The sequence below is a fragment of the Buchnera aphidicola (Macrosiphoniella sanborni) genome (assembly GCF_005080885.1).
Classification (GTDB): domain Bacteria; phylum Pseudomonadota; class Gammaproteobacteria; order Enterobacterales; family Enterobacteriaceae; genus Buchnera; species Buchnera aphidicola_AU.
On record NZ_CP034864.1, the window covers coordinates 271,282 to 294,514 of the forward strand.

At 23.6% G+C, this 23,233-nt stretch carries 24 protein-coding genes; 13 read left to right on the forward strand and 11 right to left on the reverse strand.

The genetic code is table 11. The features are described 5' to 3' along the window. The 3 genes from D9V74_RS01185 to tadA form a co-directional block, all read left to right on the forward strand. On the forward strand, positions 1-498 hold a 498-nt coding region (locus tag D9V74_RS01185), incomplete at its 5' end, for a nucleotide exchange factor GrpE (protein ID WP_261979365.1). A gap of 386 nt (positions 499-884) precedes the next feature. Further along, positions 885-1,367, forward strand: a complete 483-nt coding sequence (smpB, locus tag D9V74_RS01190) for an SsrA-binding protein SmpB (protein WP_158362525.1) — start codon at positions 885-887, stop codon at positions 1,365-1,367. Positions 1,368-1,381: 14 nt separating this feature from the next. Further along, positions 1,382-1,855, forward strand: a complete 474-nt coding sequence (gene tadA, locus D9V74_RS01195; protein ID WP_158363107.1) for a tRNA adenosine(34) deaminase TadA — start codon at positions 1,382-1,384, stop codon at positions 1,853-1,855. A 21-nt stretch (positions 1,856-1,876) separates the two neighbouring features. On the opposite strand, the gene acpS is transcribed toward tadA, so the two are convergent. The 5 genes from acpS to lepA form a co-directional block, all read right to left on the reverse strand. Continuing rightward, positions 1,877-2,257: a holo-ACP synthase gene (gene acpS, locus D9V74_RS01200; protein WP_158362527.1), complete on the reverse strand. Its 381-nt coding sequence runs from the start codon at positions 2,255-2,257 to the stop codon at positions 1,877-1,879. Between the two features lie 103 nt (positions 2,258-2,360). Next, a complete protein-coding gene (gene era / locus D9V74_RS01205; protein WP_158362529.1) occupies positions 2,361-3,203 on the reverse strand; it encodes a GTPase Era in 843 nt (280 codons plus the stop codon). Then, positions 3,200-3,880, reverse strand: coding sequence for a ribonuclease III (gene rnc / locus D9V74_RS01210; RefSeq protein ID WP_158362531.1), 681 nt, complete (start codon positions 3,878-3,880; stop codon positions 3,200-3,202). Before rnc ends, era begins: the two co-directional genes overlap by 4 nt. A 111-nt stretch (positions 3,881-3,991) precedes the next feature. Next, positions 3,992-4,924 (reverse strand): signal peptidase I, encoded by a 933-nt coding sequence (gene lepB, locus D9V74_RS01215; protein WP_158362534.1) that lies wholly within the window; start codon positions 4,922-4,924, stop codon positions 3,992-3,994. 16 nt (positions 4,925-4,940) lie between these two features. Then, on the reverse strand, positions 4,941-6,734 hold the full coding sequence (lepA, locus tag D9V74_RS01220; protein WP_187308548.1) for a translation elongation factor 4: 1,794 nt from the start codon (positions 6,732-6,734) through the stop codon (positions 4,941-4,943). A gap of 172 nt (positions 6,735-6,906) precedes the next feature. Between lepA and mnmA the strand changes: the two genes are divergently transcribed. The 10 genes from mnmA to ribA all read left to right on the forward strand — a co-directional run bounded on the left by mnmA (position 6,907) and on the right by ribA (position 17,446). After that, positions 6,907-8,019: a tRNA 2-thiouridine(34) synthase MnmA gene (gene mnmA, locus D9V74_RS01225; protein WP_158362538.1), complete on the forward strand. Its 1,113-nt coding sequence runs from the start codon at positions 6,907-6,909 to the stop codon at positions 8,017-8,019. Further along, positions 8,016-8,681: a lysogenization protein HflD gene (locus D9V74_RS01230; protein WP_261979366.1), complete on the forward strand. Its 666-nt coding sequence runs from the start codon at positions 8,016-8,018 to the stop codon at positions 8,679-8,681. Before mnmA ends, D9V74_RS01230 begins: the two co-directional genes overlap by 4 nt. Before the next feature lie 29 nt (positions 8,682-8,710). Beyond that, positions 8,711-10,081 carry an adenylosuccinate lyase gene (purB, locus tag D9V74_RS01235; protein WP_158362540.1) on the forward strand — a complete coding sequence of 457 codons (1,371 nt, stop codon included), beginning with the start codon at positions 8,711-8,713 and terminating at the stop codon, positions 10,079-10,081. A gap of 569 nt (positions 10,082-10,650) precedes the next feature. Next, positions 10,651-11,439, forward strand: a complete 789-nt coding sequence (locus D9V74_RS01240; RefSeq protein WP_158362542.1) for an enoyl-ACP reductase — start codon at positions 10,651-10,653, stop codon at positions 11,437-11,439. A gap of 159 nt (positions 11,440-11,598) precedes the next feature. Further along, positions 11,599-13,536 (forward strand): exoribonuclease II, encoded by a 1,938-nt coding sequence (gene rnb, locus D9V74_RS01245; protein ID WP_158362544.1) that lies wholly within the window; start codon positions 11,599-11,601, stop codon positions 13,534-13,536. 64 nt (positions 13,537-13,600) lie between these two features. Continuing rightward, a complete protein-coding gene (locus D9V74_RS01250; protein ID WP_158362546.1) occupies positions 13,601-14,248 on the forward strand; it encodes a YchE family NAAT transporter in 648 nt (215 codons plus the stop codon). 28 nt (positions 14,249-14,276) lie between these two features. Next, complete coding sequence (gene lipB / locus D9V74_RS01255; protein WP_158362549.1) at positions 14,277-14,945, forward strand: lipoyl(octanoyl) transferase LipB; 669 nt, start codon at positions 14,277-14,279, stop codon at positions 14,943-14,945. Between the two features lie 143 nt (positions 14,946-15,088). Beyond that, positions 15,089-15,982: a lipoyl synthase gene (gene lipA, locus D9V74_RS01260; protein ID WP_158362551.1), complete on the forward strand. Its 894-nt coding sequence runs from the start codon at positions 15,089-15,091 to the stop codon at positions 15,980-15,982. Between the two features lie 117 nt (positions 15,983-16,099). After that, positions 16,100-16,813, forward strand: a complete 714-nt coding sequence (pyrF, locus tag D9V74_RS01265; protein ID WP_158362553.1) for an orotidine-5'-phosphate decarboxylase — start codon at positions 16,100-16,102, stop codon at positions 16,811-16,813. 54 nt (positions 16,814-16,867) lie between these two features. Further along, a complete protein-coding gene (ribA, locus tag D9V74_RS01270) occupies positions 16,868-17,446 on the forward strand; it encodes a GTP cyclohydrolase II (RefSeq protein WP_158362555.1) in 579 nt (192 codons plus the stop codon). 146 nt (positions 17,447-17,592) lie between these two features. Here the strand turns inward: ribA and cls are convergent, their stop codons facing one another. From cls to trpB, 6 genes are all read right to left on the reverse strand, one after another. Next, positions 17,593-19,053 carry a cardiolipin synthase gene (gene cls, locus D9V74_RS01275; protein WP_158362557.1) on the reverse strand — a complete coding sequence of 487 codons (1,461 nt, stop codon included), beginning with the start codon at positions 19,051-19,053 and terminating at the stop codon, positions 17,593-17,595. Between the two features lie 309 nt (positions 19,054-19,362). Next, positions 19,363-19,770 carry an acyl-CoA thioester hydrolase YciA gene (gene yciA / locus D9V74_RS01280; RefSeq protein ID WP_158362559.1) on the reverse strand — a complete coding sequence of 136 codons (408 nt, stop codon included), beginning with the start codon at positions 19,768-19,770 and terminating at the stop codon, positions 19,363-19,365. A gap of 38 nt (positions 19,771-19,808) precedes the next feature. Further along, positions 19,809-20,342, reverse strand: a complete 534-nt coding sequence (locus D9V74_RS01285) for a septation protein A (protein ID WP_158362561.1) — start codon at positions 20,340-20,342, stop codon at positions 19,809-19,811. Positions 20,343-20,363: 21 nt separating this feature from the next. Further along, positions 20,364-21,113 carry a YciC family protein gene (locus D9V74_RS01290; RefSeq protein ID WP_158362563.1) on the reverse strand — a complete coding sequence of 250 codons (750 nt, stop codon included), beginning with the start codon at positions 21,111-21,113 and terminating at the stop codon, positions 20,364-20,366. Positions 21,114-21,223: 110 nt separating this feature from the next. Beyond that, complete coding sequence (trpA, locus tag D9V74_RS01295) at positions 21,224-22,030, reverse strand: tryptophan synthase subunit alpha (protein ID WP_158362565.1); 807 nt, start codon at positions 22,028-22,030, stop codon at positions 21,224-21,226. Beyond that, positions 22,005-23,216 (reverse strand): tryptophan synthase subunit beta, encoded by a 1,212-nt coding sequence (trpB, locus tag D9V74_RS01300; RefSeq protein WP_158362567.1) that lies wholly within the window; start codon positions 23,214-23,216, stop codon positions 22,005-22,007. Before trpB ends, trpA begins: the two co-directional genes overlap by 26 nt. Positions 23,217-23,233 lie beyond the last annotated feature (17 nt).

The following is a 23,233-nucleotide window of genomic DNA, read 5'->3' on the forward strand; positions in this document are numbered from 1 at the left end:
GAACACAATGAACACAATGAACTAATTCATATACTACGAAAACATTTAAAGACATCTAAAGAAGAAATAATCAAACAAAAAATTAAGAGTGAAAAAGAAATAATAGCTTGCTATGAAAGACTTAATAAAGATATAGAAAAATTTAGAAAATTTTCTCTAGAAAGAATTCTTAAAGATTTTCTTCCTATTATTGATAATATTGAACGCGCATTGGATCTAATAGAAAAAAGTCAATCGAAAGAACATTTTTTAGAAGTGATAAATAAATTACAATTTATTAATGATATATTAAAAAAATGTTTTATGATATTTAATATTAAAAAAATAGATAATGTCAATGTATTATTTGATCCATCTATACATCAAGCCATGTCTGTTGATTACACTGAAGAAATAGAATCAAATAAAATTATTAAAGTTATGCAACCTGGTTATATTCTACATGATTCTCGTTTATTACGTCCTGCTATGGTTATAGTATCTAAAAAAAAAATATAGAAATTGATATATTTTAGATTTAATAATGTTATTAGATTTCTTATTGATTATTAAATCTAAAAAAGTTATAAAATATTTTTTTTATCTTTTTTCTTAGAGATAAAAAATTAAATATCTATGTCTTTTAGTTCTATTTTTATGTTATCTGTTAATATGAATTTATTAATTTATTCAATTTTCTACATTTATTATTATGCAATGTATAATAATATCATTGAGAGATTGCATCTATTACATTAAGATAAAAGAATATTAAACTCTTATTTTAAATATAAGCTTTACTTTATAGATAACATTAAATATTTAATAAATTATATATAATATCTAAATAATAAACATATTAATAATATATTTGAAATAATTGCAATGTTGGAACTCATTCACTTATGTTACATAAAGCAAAAAAATGTAAGAAAAGATCTATAATTATACTGAATAAAAAAGTATATCATAATTATTTTATTGAAAAAATATTTCAATCTGGTCTTAGATTAGAAGGTTGGGAAGTCAAATCTATTAGGGCGGGAAAAATAAATATTTCAGAAAGTTATATAATAAGTCATCTGAATGAAATGTATCTATGTAACGCTTTAATACAACCTTTACATATGTCTTCGAATCATATTTTTTGCAATCCTACAAGAAAAAGAAAATTATTATTACATAGAAATGAAATTGATTTTTTATCTATTCAAAAAAAAAACAAAGGATACACAATCGTATCATTATCTATGTTTTGGAAAAAATCTTGGTGTAAATTAGAATTTGGATTAGCAAAAGGTAAAAGTCTACAAGACAAAAGAATGGATACCAAAAAAAAGGAATGGGAGAAAGAGAAATTAAAAATAATAAAAAAAATTTCATTATGAATGAAAAAAATATTATCCAAGATCAACAAGACATTCGTTGGATGAAAGTAGCTTTAAAATATGCATATTATGCTAAAAGCAAAGGTGAAATTCCTATCGGTTCAATAATAGTACTTAAAGAACGTATTATAGGAATTGGTTGGAATAGTTCTGTGACTAAACATGATCCAACTGCTCATGCAGAAATTATGGCATTACGTCATGCTGGCAAAACAATAAAAAATTATCGCCTAGTAAACAGTACATTATATGTAACTTTAGAACCGTGTATTATGTGTTGTGGAGCAATTATACATAGCCGTATTAAACGTTTAGTATTTGGTACAAATTGTATTAAAGATAATCAAGAATATTCTTTGAAAAAAATTTTTATCCATTTAGGAAGTAATTATACAATAGATATAAAAAATAATATTATGAAAAATAAATGCTCAAAAATTTTAATTAATTTTTTTCAAAATAAAAGAAAAAAAAATATTATTAAATAATTCTATATCATTAATTATATCTTAAGCTTCTAATATAACTAAGGCATAAGCATATTTTTTTTGATCTGATATACTGACGTGTACAAATTTACATTTTAATTCTTGAGATCTTTTAAAAGCATTTTTTAAAAAACGTAATTGTGGTTTTCCTAACAAATCATGATAAAATTCTAATTCATTAAATTGAATACCATTATTAATACCTGTTCCTAATGCTTTACATGCAGCTTCTTTAGCTGAGAATTTTTTTGCAAGAAAATTCAATTTATTTTTTGTTTCAATATAATGATTCCATTCTTGTATAGATAAAATTCTTTTAGCAAAATGGTTTTTATATTGAAATAATATTTTTTGAATACGTGATATTTCAACTAAATCAGTTCCTATTCCAATAATAGACATAATTTTAATAAACCTTTTAAAATATTGTTTTTAAAATTAGTTAAATTATTTGATTTTTAACTAATTTTAAAAAAATAATTATTTTAACATATATTTTTATGTTTTATTTTACCCATAAAAAAAGATGAATTTTATTATGAAATTCTTGCTCTATTTTTTTTCTTGAAATTATGCTAATTTTTTTTATTTTTTTTCCTTGATAACCAATAACAATTTTTTTATGTCTTATATTTTTTACTTGTATTATAGCAGTAATATGCATTTCTTCTGTCTTATTTTTTTTACAAGATTCAATTATAACTTTTATTTCGTTAGGTAATTCGTCTCCTAAAAATAATATTAATTGTTCTCGAATTATTTCGGAAATAGTAAAAAATTCAGAATTAGTTGTAAAATAAGATGCAGGGTATATATGTTTTTTTTTAGGTAAATAATTTTTAATAATATTATTTAAAAAATTTAAACTTTTTATTTTTTTTACAGAAAGAGGAATAATATCTATAACATTTCTTTGATTTTTTAGAAAATCTATAAAAGGTAACAAAATTATTTTTTTGTTAATTTTATCAATTTTATTAATTATAATAATAATTGGTATGTTATTTTTTTTTATTTTATCAAAAATTATTTGATAATCTTCCATCCAAAAAATTTTATCAATAATAAATAGTATTAATGAAGAAAGTTTTACTATTTTATAAGATTCTTTTTGTTCATATATAATGTTTTTCTTTTGTGTATCTAATATAACACCAGGTGTATCTACATAAATTAATTGATAAGAATTTTGAGTTATAATACCAATAATATTATTTTGTGTTGTATATTTTTTTTTAGATGAAATAGAAATTTTTTTACCAATGATTTTGTTAAGAAATGTAGATTTTCCAACATTCACTTTACCAATGATAGTTATATATCCACAGTAAGTTTTTTGTGTTTTCACTCGACACCTAATTGAATTAATGCTTTTTGTGCTGCATCTTGTTCTGCTTTTCTTCTACTGGAACCAGTACCAATTAAACATTCTGCAAGCATGCTAATTTTACAATGAATAGTAAATAATTGATTATGTGCTTCACCGTATACTTCTACAATAAAATAAGTAGGTAAAGCTAAATGTTTTGACTGTAAATATTCTTGTAATCGTGTTTTAGGATCTTTTTGTTTCTCTCCAGGACTAATTTTTTCTAAACGTTTTTCATACCATTTTAATATTAATTCTTCTACTGTTTTAATGTTACTATCTAAATAAATACTTCCTATTAACGCTTCTACAGTATTTGCTAAAATAGATTCACGACGGAAACCTCCACTTTTTAGCTCTCCTTGTCCCAATTTTAAATATTCTCCTAAATCAAATTCATAAGCAATTTCTGCTAATGTGTTACCCCGAACTAAAGTCGCTCTCATACGACTCATATCACCTTCATTAATATATGGAAAATGTTGATATAAAGCATTAGCAATAACAAAACTGAGAATTGAATCACCTAAAAATTCTAATCGTTCATTATGTTTACTACTGGCACTGCGATGTGTTAATGCTTGTTTCAAAAGATCTTTATGAGTAAAAGTATATCCTAATACTTTTTGTATTTTTTTTGTTACAATATGATTCATGTTATACCGATTTAAAAAATATTTTGATGAATTATTTATATAACAGAAAAAAAGATTTAATATATATTTATTATATACATATACGCAAAAATATAAATATTATATGATTTTTTAATATATATTTCCAATTCTGTTTATACGTATACCAGTCGGCCATTCATTTTCGTTCTTATCAAAACTCATCCATATTTTAATAGCTTTTCCCACTAAATTTTCTTCAGGTACAAACCCCCAATAACGACTATCTAAACTATTATCACGATTATCTCCCATCATAAAATATTTATTTTTAGGGACAATCCAAGTTAATTTAGGCATATTTTTTTGATGAAAATAATTCTGTTTTGAATTCTTTATATTATTTAATAACAGTATATTATATTTCATAGTATTAGTATTTTCTTCAACAATATCATAATATAATAAATCATATGTTTTTTTCGATTTTATTGAATTATTATTTTTATCTAAAAAATATATTTTTTGAAAAAAATTACTTAATTGAGGTTTTGAATAATGAAAAACTAATTCTTCTTTGCAATTTTTTTGATTAATATAATTTGTACATATATGTATATGTTTTTTTTGAGTATCATATGTAATTTTATCTCCAGGTAATCCTATTACACGTTTAATATAATTTGTATTATAATCATATGGATGTCTAAAAACTACAATATCACCGCGTTGAGGATGACCAATATTAATTAAAGTTTTATGTGTAATAGGTTCTTTTACACCGTATGTAAATTTTTCTACTAAAATAAAATCACCTATTAAAAGAGTAGGCATCATAGAACCTGATGGGATATGAAAAGGTTCATAAATAAATGAGCGTATGATAAATATAGTTAAAAAAATTGGGAAAAATGATGCTAATGATTCAAAAAAATATCTTTTATCACTTGCTTTTAATTGATGTTCATTCTTATTTTTTTTTTTATTTAAACAATAATATTGAAGATTTTTAATACAATAATAAATCCAAAAAATACCTGTTATAAGTGTACTTGTTAGGAAAAAAAGAGTTACTATATATGCCATTTTTGATTGCCTTATATTAATTTTTATTAGTATTTAAAATTTTAAAAAATATTGTTTTAGGTACATTGATATTTCCTATTTTTTTCATTCTTTTTTTGCCTTCTTTTTGTTTTTTTAATAATTTTTTCTTTCTACTTATATCTCCTCCATAACATTTTGCTAATACATTTTTTCTTAGCTGTTTAATTGTTGAACGTGCTACAATAGTATTATTTATCATTGCTTGAATAGAAATATCAAATTGGTGTCGAGGTATTAAATTTTTGATTTGCTCTACGATTTCACGAGCACGATATTGCGCATTTTTATAATATGATATCATTGTTAATGCATCTATCTTTTCTGAATTAATTAAGATGTCTATTCTTACCATTTTTTCAGATTTAAAACATTTAAAATCATATTCTAGAGAAGCATAACCGCTAGATACAGATTTTAATTCATCAAAAAAATTTAGTACTACTTCATTCATAGGAATGTCGTATTTTAATAAAACTTGATGTTGATGATAAATCATATTTGTTTGAGTCCCTCGTTTTTTTATACATAATTTTATTACTGCTCCAAGAAATTGAGGTGGTAGTAAAATATTACATTCAACGATAGGTTCTTGAATTTCTTTTATATTATTTACATTAGGAAAGCGTGAAGGACTATCTAGATAAAGAATTTTTCCATTAGTTAATGTTATTTTATAAATAACTGTAGGTGCTGTTGAAATTAAATCAATAGAATATTCTCGTTCTAAACGAGCTTGAATTATTTCCATATGTAATAAACCTAAAAACCCACATCTGAATCCAAAACCAAGTGCAGAAGAGTTTTCTGGTTCATAAAATAGTGATGAATCATTCAAACTAAGTTTTCCTAATGAATCTCTAAAAGTTTCATATTGATCTGATGTGACGGGGAATAAACCAGCATATATTTGAGGTTTAATTTTTTTAAATCCTTGTAACATATTTTTTGCTGGATTATGAGCTTTGGTTAATGTGTCGCCAACAGGAGCAGCAATGATATTTTTTATACCACAAATAATCCATCCTACTTCACCGCATCTTAATTCTAATTTATTGACTTTTTTTGGTGTAAAAATTCCTAATTGTTCTACAAAGTAATTTTTTCCTGTACTCATAACTTGAATTTTATCTTTATGGAATAAAGTTCCATTTTTAATTCTTATTAAAGAAACAACACCTAAATAATTGTCAAACCATGAATCAATAATTAACGCTTGAAGAGGTGCTTCTATTAAACCTTTAGGTGAAGGAATATAAGTAATAATTTGTTCTATAAGTTCTTTAATACCTTGTCCTGTTTTAGATGAACATCTAATCGCATTTAAAGCAGGTATTCCTATAATATCTTCTATTTCTTTAGATACTTTATCTGCATTTGCATTAGGTAGATCTATTTTATTTAATACAGGAAGAATTTCTAGATTCATATCCAATGCAGTATAACAATTTGCTAATGTCTGTGCTTCTACTCCTTGAGTTGCATCTACAACTAGAAGCGCGCCTTCACAAGCTGATAATGATCGAGAAACTTCATAAGAAAAATCAACATGACCTGGAGTATCAATAAAATTGAGATGAAACACTTCACCTGATTTATTTTGATAATTAATCATAACACTACGTGCTTTAATAGTGATACCTCTTTCTCTTTCTAATTCCATTGAATCTAAAACTTGATTAGACATTTCTCTTTGAGAAAGTCCACCACATATTTGTATTAATCTATCTGATAAAGTTGATTTTCCATGATCAATATGGGCTATGATAGAAAAATTTCTTATATTTTTCATACTTTTATACTGTAATATATTTTTTATATATTTTAACATGCAGTAAAAATATTTTTTATTATTTTTTAAAAAAATATAATGTTTTTTACAAGATAATGTATTGTAGAAAAAAAATACAATATACAATATAAAAAATTTTTAATAATATAAAAAATAAACTAATATATAAAATATGAAAATAAAAAATGCTAAAAAAGTAATTGTGGCTATGTCTGGAGGTGTAGATTCATCTGTTGCAGCATGGATGTTAAAAAAGAAAAATTATAAAGTAGAAGGTTTATTTATGAAAAATTGGGAAGAAGATGATCAACAAGGATATTGCAATTCTACTCAAGATTTATTTGATGCAGAAATGGTATGTAAAAAACTAAACATATATCTTCACAAAATAAATTTTTCTTTAGAATATTGGGAATATGTTTTTAAAAAATTTTTAGATAAATATAAAAAAGGAATCACACCAAATCCTGATATACTATGTAATAAAGAAATTAAATTTAATATATTTTTTAAATATGCTATTAAAGTATTAAAAGCAGATTATATTGCTACAGGTCATTATGCTCGTATCACAAAATATGATGGAAAATATGTTTTATTAAAAGCTATTGATAGAAATAAAGATCAAAGTTATTTTTTATATACTTTGAATTCTATTCAACTTAAAAAAATTTTATTTCCTATTGGGCATTGGAATAAAAATATAATAAGAAATTTTGCTAAAAAAATAAATATGCGAATTTCGAAAAAAAAAGATTCTACTGGAATATGTTTTATTGGACCTAAGAAATTTAAAAATTTCTTAAATCTTTATCTTGAAGAAAAAAGAGGTGATATAGTAACAGTATCTGGGGAAATTCTTGGTCAACATAATGGAATTTTTTATTATACTTTAGGTCAAAGAAAAGGTTTAGGTATTGGTGGGATAAAAGAAAAATATAACTTACCCTGGTATGTTGTAGAAAAAAATATTCAAGAAAATAAATTAATTGTTGCTCAAGGATCTAGTAATATATATCTTATGTCTATAGGCTTGATTGCAAAAAATATACATTGGATTAAAAAAAATGATTTATCTTTTCCCTTATCTTGTACAGCAAAAACAAGATATCGACAAAAAGATATTGCGTGTAACATTGAATATGAAAAAAATAAACGTTTAAAAGTATTATTTGATTCACCTGTTATTGCAGTTACACCAGGACAATCAGTAGTATTTTATTTATCAGAAGTATGTATAGGTGGGGGGATTATTGAATCTCGATTGCCATTATCGGAATTATGATTTTTTCGAATACGAGGATTTTTATAATTAAAAATATATATTCTATTACTTTATCGTTAGCAGGTATATGTCAATCAGCTCATTTAATTCAGACGTTAGCTTATTCTGGAATATGTAATCAAAATGCGTTCAATACATGTTTAATTAGTATTTTAAAAATTAATACTAATTCAGTAATTGAAATATATGGAAATCATGAAAAAAATTTGAGGATAGGATTAAAAACATTAATATCTTTTTTAACTTTTTCTAATTTTTCTCATTCATATATTGAATTTATTACGTATATTTTTAAAATGATTACTATTCAAAAGAAAATAAAAAAAAATCATATAGCAACATCTTCTTTAAGAAAGAATATATTATTAATATCTAATCAATATAATATTCATTCTGATATTAATATCATTACTGATCAAATAGCAGAATTATATATTAAAATTATTAGTTCTTTAGGTTCTCGTATTTTAATAAAAGGCTTAAAAAACTTTTTAAAAAATTTACATATACAAAAAAAAATTAGATGTTTACTATTTTCAGGCATTCGTGCAATCGTTTTATGGAATCAATATTATGGAAATCAACTTCAATTAATCTATTTTAGAAAAATTCTTATTAAAAAAGCAAAAAAAATATTATTTAAATTAAATACTACTACTTGAATATAATTATAAAATATAAGATATGAGATATGAAATTAACTTCTTTAACAGCTATCTCTCCTATTGACGGCCGATATGCTAATAAAACTATATTATTAAGAAATATTTTTAGTGAATTTAGTTTTTTAAGATATCGTCTCAAAATTGAAATTCAATGGCTAAAAAAAATTATTAGTATATCTGAATTATTACATAATAAAAAGATTTTATCTAAAGATGTATTATATCTTGATGATATCTTTGAAAAATTTAATGAAAAAGATGCAATTGCTATTAAAAATATAGAAAAAAAAACAAAGCACGATATTAAAGCTTTAGAATATTTTTTAAAAAATAAAATATCTCAATCTAAAAATCTTATGTCTATTTCTGAGTTGGTTCATTTTGGATGCACTTCAGAAGATATTAATAATTTAGCATATGCATTAATGCTGAAAGATGCTCGTGATATAATTATTCTGCCATTATGGAAAAGAATTTTAAATATCTTAAAAAAAATGACTTTTAAATATCAAAATTCTTCTTTACTATCTTTAACTCATGGGCAACCAGCAACTCCATCAACTATGGGAAAAGAAATTGCAAATTTTTACTATCGTATGAAGCGTCAATATTTGAGAATGAATAATATAGAAATATTAGGAAAAATGAACGGAAGTACAGGTAATTATAATGCTCATTTAGCTGCTTATCCGAATATTAATTGGTATAAAATTACTGGAGATTTTGTAAATTCTTTGGGTGTTACTTGGAATCCGTATACTACTCAAATTGAACCACATGATTATATTGCAGAGCTTTTTTCCTGTATTACTCTTTTTAATACAATATTAATTGACTTTAATCGTGATATATGGGGCTATATTTCTTTGAATTATTTTCATCAAAAATGTGTTGATGATGAGATAGGTTCTTCAATTATGCCACATAAAATTAATCCAATTGATTTTGAAAATTCTGAAGGAAATTTAGGGTTATCAAATGCTTTAATGAATCATATGATTAATAAATTACCTATTTCTAGATGGCAACGTGATTTAAGTGATTCTACAGTATTACGTAATATAGGTGTAGCTATTTCTTACTCAATAATTGCATATCATTCTGTATTATTAGGTATTTCAAAATTAGAAATTAATGAAAAAAAATTATTACACACTTTAGATCAAAATTGGTCGATTTTATCTGAACCAATTCAAACTGTTATGCGTCGTTATGGGATTAAAAATGCCTATGAAAAATTAAAAAATATTACACGAGGAAAAGAAATTAATAAAAATATTATACATGCATTTATTTCTAGCTTAAACATTCCAGAAAAAGAAAAAGAACGTTTAAAAAATATAACTCCTAGTAATTATATTGGTTATTCTAGCCAAATAATTAATAAAATAAAATAATATTTAATTATTTTTAAAATGTGATACAAAATAATTATTGCATTATTTTTAAAACTTAAAATATAAAAATTATTTATTCTAAATTTTCTCGCTAGCCTGATGATAATAATCAATCTAAAGTCTATGAAATTAATATAAATTTAGTCTATATTAGAAAAATAAGAAGTGCATTTTTCATAAGAAAAAAAATTAAAATTTTATTGAAAAATTGTATAATTTCAAAAAAAATATTAGTATAAGATTATTTTTTTTAAATTTAATACTATTAACAATTAAGATATAATAATTAAATGTTTTATAAACTTATTATATCTTTATGAAATACAAAAATTTTTTTAGAATATATTTAAAAAATACTCTATAAATAATAACAAATAATAAATAGTACTAACAGATTAGCATAATGAAAACATTTAAGATTATTATTATATATAAAAAATATATAAAAAATATCGAGAAATTCAATTACTAATTTATTTTAAAAAGGTTATAATAATTTTATAAACGTAAAAAAAAATTAAACATAATAATTTATATTAATTATCATATTTATCATTGAGATTTATCATATGAGTTTTCTAAAGGGAAAAAAAATTTTAATCACAGGAGTGTCAAGTAGTAGATCGATTGCTTTTGGTATTGCCAAATCGTTATACTATCAACAAGCTGAATTAGGCTTTGTATGCCAAAATAAAAAAATAAAAAATAAAATAAAAGATTTAGCAAATTCTGTAAAATCTCGTGTTATATTGTCTTGCGATGTTTCTAAAGATCAAGAAATTAAGTCATTATTTATAAACTTAAGAAAAACATGGAAAAAGTTTGATGGTTTAGTTCATTCTATTGCTTATTGTCCTAAAGAACATTTAAATGGAGATTTTATTACTAACACTACACGACAAGGATTTAATATCGCACATGAAATTAGTTCTTTTAGTTTTATTGCTTTAGTAAAAGAATGTAAAAATATGTTAAATAATTTTTCTTCTTTATTAACTCTATCTTATTTAGGTGCACAACGTGTAATACAAAATTATAATGTAATGGGTTTGTCAAAAGCTTCATTGGAAGCTAGTGTTCGTTATATGGCATATTCATTAGGAAAAAAAAATATCCGAGTTAATGCGATTTCATCAGGTCCCATTAAAACGATTTCTTCTCATAAAATCAAAGATTTTAACAAAATAAAAAATTTTTCTTATTCTTCTGCGTGTATAAAACAACCTATTACCATTGAAAATATAGGAAATGTAGCATCTTTTTTATTGTCTAATTTGTCTTTTGGTATTACTGGATCAGTTATTTATGTGGATAATGGTTTTAATATAAACAGTATGTATATAGAAAATATATTATAAAATTATTTCTAATTTATTATTAAAATAAGTTATTATAAATTATTTAAAATTTAAAAAAATAATTGTTAAGTCTATTTAACACAAAAATAATAAATTTAAATATACTTTTAAATTTATAAAATTATTCATTTTTTAACGTGACAATTAGGTTGTATTATTATGTTTCAAAATAATCCATTACTCACAAAATTAAAAAAAAATCTACATGCTAAAATACCAAGAGTTGAAGGTATTGTAAAAAGTCATGAAAGAGGATTTGGATTTTTAGAAGTAGATGCACAAAAAAGTTATTTTATACCTCCTAAAAATATGAAAAAAGTAATGCATGGTGATAAAATTATTGCATTATTAAAAATAGAAAAAGATAGAGAAATAGTTGAACCAGAAAAGTTAATTGAAGCCTTTTTAAATAGATTTGTGGGAAAAATAGAAAAAAAAGAAAATAGATTATTTATAACACCAGATCATCCATTTTTAAAAGAGCGTATCATATGTCAACCTAATCAAAATTGTATGAATATTTTTGAACATGGAGATTGGGCAATAGCTAAATTAATACGACACAAGTTAAAAGGAGATCATATTTTTTATGCTGAACTACATGAAAAAATTACAAAAGAAGATGATCCATTTACACCCTGGTGGGTAACATTAGCAAGACATCAAATTGATAGAACAGAACCATTAGCAGAAGAAAATGATCTTATATTAAAAGACAATTATCCTAGAAAAGATTTAACAAATTTAGATTTTATTACTATAGATAATATTAATACAAAAGATATTGATGATGCATTGTTTGTAAATGAAATGCCTAATGGTAAAATCAGTTTAATTATAGCTATTGCTGATCCAACAGCATATATTAAAAATGGTAGTAAATTAGATAGTATTGCATCACAAAGAGGTTTTACAAATTATTTGCCTGGATTTAACATCCCTATGTTACCCCGTAATTTATCAGAAGATATATGTTCATTAAATCCTAATAAACGTCGTCCTGTTTTAGCATGTCATGTTATCATTTTAAAAGATGGTAGTATTTCTAATAAAATTCATTTTTTTTTAGCATGGATTAAATCTAAATCAAAATTATCTTATGATCATGTTTCAGATTGGATTGAAAAATTAGGCAGATGGGTTCCACCAATGCCATCTATTCAAAAACAAATATTAACTTTACATCGTTTGTGTTTATTGCGTATTAAATGGCGAAAAATAAATGCAGTAGTATTTAAAGATACTTTAGAATATCGTTTTCATTTCTCTGAATATGGACATGTTATAGATGTTTCAGTAGAAAAAAGACGAATTGCTCATAAAATAATAGAAGAATGTATGATAATTGCTAATATCTCTGCAGCACGTTTTTTATCTAAAAATCTTGGTTTTGGTATATATAATACACATAGCGGTTTTGATATTGTAAATGCTGAAAATGTGGTGTCTTTTTTAAAAAATTACAATTTAAATTTTAATGCACAAGAAATAACTACTCTTAAAGGTTTTTGCAATCTTAGAAGAGTTTTAAATATTATATCAAATAATTATATTGATAGTCGAATTCGCCGTTTTCAATCTTTTGGAGATTTAAGTATTATCCCTGGTCCTCATTTTGCACTTGGTTTTTTAGAATATGCAACTTGGACTTCTCCTATTCGAAAATATAGTGATATGATTAATCATCGTTTATTAAAATCTATTATTCAAAAAGAAAAAGCAATCAAACCTGATGAAGAAATAAAATTCAAAATAAGTGAACAAAGACGTCGTAATCGTATCGCAGAGAGAGACATTTCAGATTGGCTTTATGCTATATTATTAAAACAAAAAAAATATCATAATAAAAAATTTTATGCTGAAATAACTGATATTTCTAGACATGGTATAAGAGCACGATTAATAGAAAATGGTGCGTATGTTTTTATTCCTGGAATGTTTGTTCATGAAATTAGAGAAGAATTAAATTTTAATCAAGAAGTTGGAAAAGTCTTTATTAATGATATTATGCATTATCAAATATCTGATATAATTCAAGTGATATTATTAGACATTCGTTTAGAAACACGAAGTATCATTGCTAAAATTGAACGTTAAAGTTTAAAATAATTTTTTTATATTATCATTTATAAAAATATTTTATATAAATTGGGAAAATAATATGAGTATTTCAATCTTTGATTTATCTATATATATAAAATTTTTTGTAGGTTTATGTGCTTTAGTGAATCCAATCGGAATGATCCCTATCTTTACAGCTATGACGAATCATCAATCTTTTTTAGAAAGAAAAAAGACTAACTTAATAGCAAATTTTTCAGCATCATTAATTTTACTTATATCATTATTTTTTGGTAGCAATATTTTAAATATTTTTGGCATATCTATTAATTCTTTTCGTATAGCAGGTGGTATACTCATTATTAGTATAGCTTTTTCTATGATTAATGGTCAATTTATAAATCAAATCAAAACAATCAAAGATAAAAAAGAAGAAAATAAATTAGACAGTATCAGTGTTATTCCATTAGCAATGCCTTTAATTGCAGGTCCTGGGGCAATAAGTTCGACTATTGTTTGGAGTACATATTATCCAAATTGGATTAATTTATTTGGATGTACTTTAGTTATTGTATTTTTTTCATTTATATGTTGGTTATGTTTTGAAGCTGCTCCATGTGTAGTGCACATTGTAGGAAAAACAGGAATTAATATTATTACTCGTATTATGGGTTTATTATTAATGTCTCTTGGAATAGAATTCATTAATATTGGAGCAAGTTCTATTTTTCCTGGATTATTACATTAATAAAATTTAGATGTTTTTGGAAAATCTTGTGCAACAAAAAATTATATTCTTTCAAAATTTAGGTATTCAAAATTATTTAGATATTCTTAAAAGAATGAATAATTTTACAATATCACGTAATTTATATACCTTTGATGAAATTTGGTTTGTTGAACATTATCCTATTTTTACTCAAGGATTATCAAATAAAAAAGATAATATACTTTTTTTTAGTAAAATTCCTATAGTTAATTCTGATAGAGGAGGAAAAATCACATATCATGGACCTGGACAACAAATATTATATGTCTTAATTGACTTAAGACGTCGTAAAATAAGTGTACGTGAATTGATTGATATGTTACAAAAAATAGTAATAGAAACTCTAAATTATTTTTCTATTTCTGCATGTACTAATAAAAAAATGCCAGGTGTGTATGTAAACGAAAAAAAAATATGTTCTCTAGGATTAAGAATAAAAAAAGGATCAACCTTACATGGTTTAGCACTAAATGTTAATATGAATTTAACACCATTTAATTATATTAATCCTTGCGGAGAACCTGAGATGAAAATGACGCAAGTACAAGAGTTTAATAAAGAAGTTAAAATGATAGATATAAGAAATATATTAATTAAAAAATTAACTGAATATTTACAGGTTGTTATATTAAAAAAAAAATATGAAACTAAAATTATTCATTATTTTACAAAATAAAATAATGATGTTTGACATTTTTATTATGATATTTTTAACATAAAAAATCTTATATATATTTAATAGTTAATAAAAAAAATTATTTTTATAACAAATAAGTATATTTTCCCCATTTTAAAAATGAAAAAATAAATATTATTAATATGAATAAAAATTATAAAATAATAAAAAAAATAAAAAAACCAAATTGGATTAAGATTAAAATACCGATTAATACAGAACGCATATATCATATAAAAAGTACTTTACGGAAAAATAATTTATATTCAGTTTGTGAAGAAGCACAATGTCCAAATTTATCAGAATGTTTTAATAATGGTACAGCAACATTTATGATTCTTGGATCAATATGTACTAGAAATTGTCCTTTTTGTGCAGTACAACACGGTATACCTAATTCTGTAAATATAGAAGAGCCTAAAAAATTATCTAGTGCTATTTTTGATATGAAAATTAATTATGTAGTTATTACATCAGTTGTACGTGATGATTTATATGATGGTGGGGCTCAACATTTTGTTGATTGTATTAGATCAATTCGGGATAAAAATACTGTAAAAATTGAAATATTAGTACCTGATTTTCGTGGAAGAATTAAGTTAATTTTAAATATTTTTCATAAAGGATTACCAGATGTTTTTAATCATAATATCGAAAATGTACCTCGTATATATAAAAAAATTCGTCCCGGAGCAAATTATAAAAAATCTCTATTATTATTAGAATCATTTAAAAATACATATTCTCATATACCAACAAAATCAGGATTTATGTTAGGTTTAGGTGAAAAAGATTCCGAAATTACTCAAGTTATGAAAGATCTTCATTCTAGTGGCGTTGAATTATTAACAGTAGGTCAATATCTTCAACCAAGTGTGAATCATCTACCAGTACAACGTTATATATCACCTCTCGAATTTGAAAATATTAAAAATGAAGCTTTATCTATTGGTTTTTCTAATGCTTTTTGTGGTCCTTTTGTTCGTTCATCTTATCATGCTAGTTTTCAATCACCTATATCGATTAAGAAATTATGATATTAATTATTTAATATCATGCAATGTTTTACGTTATATAAAAAAAATAATTTTATTAAAAATGTATTAAATATAATATTTTTTATTAATGTATATTTTTATACTAGAGGCAATATAGTGTTGAATCCTAATTTATTAAAAATACCAAAAATTATTATTGCATTAGATTTTTGTAATAAAAAGTCAGCTATGAAATTAGTAGATCTTCTCAATCCATCTATATATTATTTAAAAATTGGAAAAGAAATGTTTACTATTTTGGGCTGTAAATTTATTAAAGAATTACATAAAATGGGATTTAACATATTTCTTGATTTAAAATTTCATGATATTCCAAACACTGTTTTTAATGCTACAAAAGCAGCTGCAGATTTAGGAATATGGATGTTAAGTGTTCATGCTTCTGGTGGCAAAAAAATGTTAATTTCTGCAAAAAAAGCATTAAAACCGTTTAAGAAAAATTCACCTTTATTAATAGCTGTTACAGCATTAACTAGTCTAAAAGAAGAAGAATTAAAAGAAATTGGAATTCATATTTCATTAACAGAATATATTTTAAAATTATCTAAATTATCTAATGAATGTGGTCTAGATGGAATAGTTTGTCCAGGAAAAGAAGCAAAAAGAATTAAATTTTTATTTGGAAATCAATATAAAATTATTACACCAGGTATTAGAATTTCGAAAGATTCATTATATGATCAAAACAATATTATTACTCCTAAAGAAGCAAAAGAATTAGAAATAGATTACATTGTGATAGGTCGTTCTATCACTATGTCAAAAAATCCGATTAAAAAATTAGATTTAATTATTAAATCTATGCAATAAATTTGAATTCAAAAGTATTTACAAAATATGTTTAATTTTAAATTAGGAGAATTTATGCAGTTAATTGAAAAATCTATATTACCTACTCCTTGGGGAAATTTTTTTATATTTGGTTTTGAAGAAAATAAGAATGGTAAAAATCATATTGCTCTCGTATACGGAGATATTCAGAAAAATATACCTATTTTATCTAGAGTACATTCAGAATGTCTCACAGGAGATGCTTTGTTTAGTCTACGTTGTGATTGTGGAGCTCAATTGGAAATGTCTATGAAAAGAATTGCAAAAGAAGGCAATGGAGTGTTAATTTATCATCGTCAAGAAGGAAGAAATATTGGTCTTCTTAATAAAATAAAAGCATATGCTTTACAAGATAAAGGATTAGATACAGTTCAAGCTAATCAAAAGTTAGGTTTTTCTGCAGATGAACGAGATTTTTCTTCATGTGCTAGTATTTTTACCTTATTAAATATTAACAAAATTCGTTTGTTAACAAACAATCCGTTTAAAGTGCAAATGCTTCGTAATGCTGGAATTAATATAGTTGAAAGGATTCCTCTTATCACAAAAAAAAATTCTAAAAATGCTTATTATTTAAAAACTAAATCCGAGAAAATGGGACATTTATTATAAATATAATTAATTTTTCATATATTGTATTTTTAATATGTAGGGGTTTTTAACAAACCCCCAAGAAAATAATGATATAAATTTTTAATCTCTTAAAAAAAATATTTTAATTTCTATTTAGTTATTTATCATTTTTTATGTAATTAAAATTACAATAATGGACTTAAAAAATAAAATATTTTTTCAAGAATTCTAGTCCAATAAGATCTCATTGACCAAATTTTTTTATCTAATAATTGAGAATCTAAAATGTATTGATTTTGTACAGCAAATAAATTGTTTCCAAAATGACTGTCATCAATAACTAAAGTAATTTCAAAATTTAACCAAAGACTTCTCATATCTAAATTCACAGATCCAATTAAACTTAATTGTTGATCTACTAGTATACTTTTACTATGCAATAATCCTTTTTTAAATTGATAAATTTTTACACCTGCTTCTAATAATTCACTAAAAAAAACTCTACTAGCCCATTTTACTAGAATAGAATCATGATCTAAAGGAATAATAATACTAACGTTAACTCCTCTTTGAGCAGCAGTACAGATTGCTTGTAATAAATCTTCACTTGGAACTAAATAAGGAGTTGTCATAATTAATTCATGTTTAGCAGAATAAATAGTAGTTAATAATGCTTGATGGATCATATTTTTAGGAAAACCTGGCCCAGAGGCAATTACTTGTACACTAGATTTTTTATTGAATTCGTTTTTTAAAATATTATTATTAGGTAATTGTGGCAAAATTTTACAACCTGTTTCTATTTCCCAATCGCAAGAATAAATTATTCCTATAGCAGACGCAATTGGACCTTCTATTCTTATCATTAAATCAATCCATTGACCTATATTAGAAGACTTTTTAAATAAATCAGGATCTACAAGATTCATACTGCCAGAATAAGTAATATAATTATCAATTAATACAATTTTTCGATGTTGTCTTACGTCAATACGTCTTAAAAAGATACGTGATAAACTAAATTTAAGAGCTGCTACTACTTGAATTCCAGCTTTTTTCATAATATTAAACCAAGGGCTTTGAAAAAATTCAATACTTCCTGCAGAATCAAGCATTAATCTACAATGTATCCCTCGTTGTGCTGAATCAATAAGAGCTATTGCAACATCATCTGCTATTCCACCTGGTTTCCAAATATAAAATACCATTTCAATATTTCTACGTGCTAAATAAATATCACGTATAAGTATTTGCATAGTTTTTTTAGTATTACTTAACAATTCAACTTTATTGCTTTTAATACCGGATATGCCTTGTCTATGTTTACATAATTGAAATAATGAATCAGCTACTTCACTGTTTTGTTTTTGAAAAATATGTTGACATAACTTAAGTTCATTTAGCCATTGATTAGAGATAGACCAAATTTTATTTGCAATTTTTTTTTGTCTTTTTCCTAAATATAATTCACCAAAAAAAAACCAGATAGAAATTCCAATAAAGGGTATAATATAAATTGTTAAAAGCCATGACATAGAAACTGGTATACTACGACGTTTCATTAAAACTCGAAAAGTAATATTAGCAATCAATAACCAATATGTTAAAAATAAAAAGTATTTTATTAAATTATAGAAAATATTCATGAATTGAAGTTCCTATTTATGCTTTTATTAAAAATATTTTTGATGTTTAATTGAATATTTTCAAAAACATAAATTATATTTAAAATATGTATCAAAATAAATTAATAATACAATTTAATTTTTAACATTTCTTTAACTAATTTTGAATATATAATTTAATTTAAAATATATAAAATTTTTTTACAAACTTTATTAAAATAGTCAATTGATCATGAAAATATTTTTATATTAGAGAATATCTGATATTTTAAAAATATTTTTTATAAAAGTTTAAAACAATGATTTTTAAAATCTAGTTTATATTGTTATTTAAATAATACTCATAGGTAATAATTCGCGAGGTTTTCCTGTATCATCAATAGCTACATAAATAAATTCTGCTTCTGCAGCACAGTAATATTGACCTAATGGTTTAGAATGAATTTTTTTAATCCATATTGCTATATTAATTTTAATAGAACTTTTACCAATTTCAATGCAGCGTCCATAACACGTGACAATATCACCAACTGATATAGATTTTAAAAAATTAAGATTATTTACTCTAACTGTAACAACTTTTCCACCTGAAATTTCTTTTGCTAGTATTGCTCCACCGATGTCCATTTGAGACATAATCCAACCACCAAATATATCTCCATTAGAATTAGTATTTGAAGGCATAGAAAGCGTTTTTAGAACTATTATGCCTTGTGGTAATTTATTGTTTTCTAGCATTATTTAAATTTTCACTTTATAATTATGTTATACAATAGTTATTTCTTTTTTAATTTTATATAATTTATATAAATAGCAGTTATTAAAATTAAAAAAAATATTAAAATAGTACATCCAAATACTTTAAATATGACCCAAGTTTGTTCTGAAAAATATAATGCTATGTAAATATTTAAACATGCACAAAATAAAAAAAATGCAGACCAAAAAATATTAATTTTATACCAACTAATATCAGATATTTTTATATCTTTTTCTAAAAATCTTTGCAGTATTGGTTTTTCTGTGAATAATTGACTAATTAACAATATAATTGAAAAAATAGTGTAAATGATTGTTATTTTCCATTTTATAAACTGAGAATTATGAAAAAATATTGTCAAAAAACTAAAAAATGAAACCATAAAAAAACTAAATAAATTAATTTTATCGATTTCATTATAAATAATCCAATAAAAAACACATATTAATCCTGATGTAATAATTAAAGAACCAGACGCTATAAAAATATCATAAAATTTATAACAAATAAAAAATATAAACATTTGTAATATATTTAAAATTGGTTTCATAATATAGACCTAAACAATATTTCAATTTTTAAAACGCAAAGAAATCATATAAAATCGAAATAAGTATATAATAAGAACAGAAAATAATATATTTAGACTTATATTTAAAATTAAAAATTCAATATTTTTATTTAAAATGTATATATGTGAAAATAATATTGTCAAAAAAAACTTTGATAACATCCAAAATAAAACAGCCGGACCTATTAATTTAACATTCTTCCAAGATAAATCTATACTAATACGAATAGAATCTATTAGACTATATTTTTTAAAAAATAAAATAATAGGGGATAAAGGTAATATTATTGATAATAATATCCCTGGAATAATTAATAATACGAAACCTAATTGTATCATGATTACGTTTAAGAAATTTAATATAAATAAACTAGGTGCGAAAGAAAAAAAAGAATATATTAATGATATAATTGATTCTCTTTTATTTTTTGATAAATTTGAAATTAAAATAATAATACTACCTAATAATATTGTTTTACTTATTAGTAATATCATAATCTTAAGTATAGAATATTTGAATAATGCATATTTTTGATGTAAATTCATATTATTAATTAAATCTAATAATGAATTAGTACTAATAAAATTATTGTTTTCTATTATAGAAGAAATATGGATGTCAGGTGTAAAAAACATATCCATTAAAACATTGAGAAATGTAACTAATACAGCGATAAAAACAATAATTCTTATTTGTTTACAAAAAAAATAGCACGTATCATGATATAATTCACTTACCGTAATTTGCATATGCATACTCCTTATAAATTATTAATATAATATGAAGATTATACATATTATTTTAGATAAGCATATTTTTAAAAACATAATACAATTATCTCTTTTAATAAAGATTTTTACTATATCTTAGTAGCTAGTTTGAATAATCTAGTAGTTTTTTTTATTTTTTTTATCATGTGATGTTCTTCATTCAAATATTTTTCAATAATATTTATAATAGCTGAACCACATATTACCCCAGATAAACCAGAGGATATTGCTTTTTGAATTTGTATAGAATTCGAAATTCCAAAACCTTGTAATAAAGGAATCGAATTATATTTTTTTATTCTTTTTATAAAATCTCTAGATAAAGCTGATTGTTGATTGTTTATCCCAGTAACTCCAGAACGAGATAATACATAGATATATGCTTGTGCATATAAAGAAAGCTGATATAAAAAATTATTATCTGCATCTGGAGGACAAACAAAAATAGAATCAATATGATATTGATTGGCAATATTATAAAAAATTTTTGATTCTTCAATAGGAACATCAGCTATAAGAACTGAATCCACACCAGAATTTAAACATTGTTCATAAAAATTATTAATACCTTGATTATATATAAGATTAGCATATATTAAAATACCAATGGGTATATTTTTATTTTTATTACGTATTTTTTTTAAAACATTAAAATAGTCTAAAAAAGTTTGGTTATTAGATAAAGCACGTAAATTTGCTTTTTGAATAGTTGGTCCATCTGCTAATGGATCTGAAAATGGAATACCAATTTCTAAAGCATCTGCACCATGATCAATTAAAATATTAATAATTTTTATTGAAATTTCTAAAGAAGGATCGCCTAGAACTATAAATGGAACAAAACAGCCTTCTTTTAAAGAAGTTAATTTCTTAAACATTTTTTGATATCGATTCATTATTCTTCTCTTTTTTTGTTAAAATATCATGAATAGTAAAAATGTCTTTATCACCTCGACCAGATAAATTAACAATTAAAATTTGTTTTTTTGTAGGTTCAGCATGTATTAATTTTAATGCATATGCTAAAGCATGAGAAGATTCTAAAGCAGGAATAATACCTTCTTGTTTACATAATATTTGAAATGCACTTATAGCTTCTTCATCAGTAATTGATACATATTTAACACGATTAATACTATTCAACCAAGCATGTTCAGGACCAACTGATGGAAAATCTAAACCTGCTGAGATTGACCAAGATTCTTGAATTTGTCCTTCTTTATTTTGCATTAAATGTGATTTCATTCCAAAATAAATTCCCGGTCTACCATGTGTTAATGGTGCACCATGTTTTCCTGTTTTAATTCCGTAACCAGCTGGTTCTACACCAATTAAATTAACTTTATCATTTATAAAATCTGAAAAAATACCAATTGCATTAGATCCTCCTCCTACACATGCAATTATTGAATCTGGTGATTTTTTTTCATATTTAAAAATTTGTTTTTTTGTTTCTTTACCGATAATTCTTTGAAATTCACGAACAATAGTAGGATAAGGATGTGGTCCAGCTGCAGTACCAATCATATAATAAGATTTGTTATAAGTATCTGACCAATCTCGTAATGCTTCATTACATGCATCTTTTAATGTACCTGAACCATTTGTCACTGATATTACTTCTGCTCCCATTAATTGCATTCGAAATACATTAGGATGTTGTCTTTGAACGTCTTTAACTCCCATATAAATCCTGCATTTTAAATTTAATAATGCACAAGCAATTGCAGTAGCTACACCATGTTGTCCAGCACCAGTTTCTGCAATAATTTCTTTTTTTTTCATTCTAATAGCTAAAAGAGCTTGTCCTAATACTTGATTTGTTTTATGTGCACCTCCATGTAATAAATCTTCTCGTTTAAGATATAAGCGTGTTTTTGTACCTTTAGTTAGATTTTTACATAAAGTTAATGGAGTAGGCCTACCAGCAAAATTTTTTAATAAATCATGAAGTTGTTTTTTAAAGTCAGAATCTCTTTGAGCAGAAACAAAATTTTTTTCTAATTCAAGTAAAGCTGGCATTAATATTTGTGGGACGTACATACCTCCAAATTCACCAAAGTAAGAATCGAGCAGCGTCATATAATGATTTCCTAAGT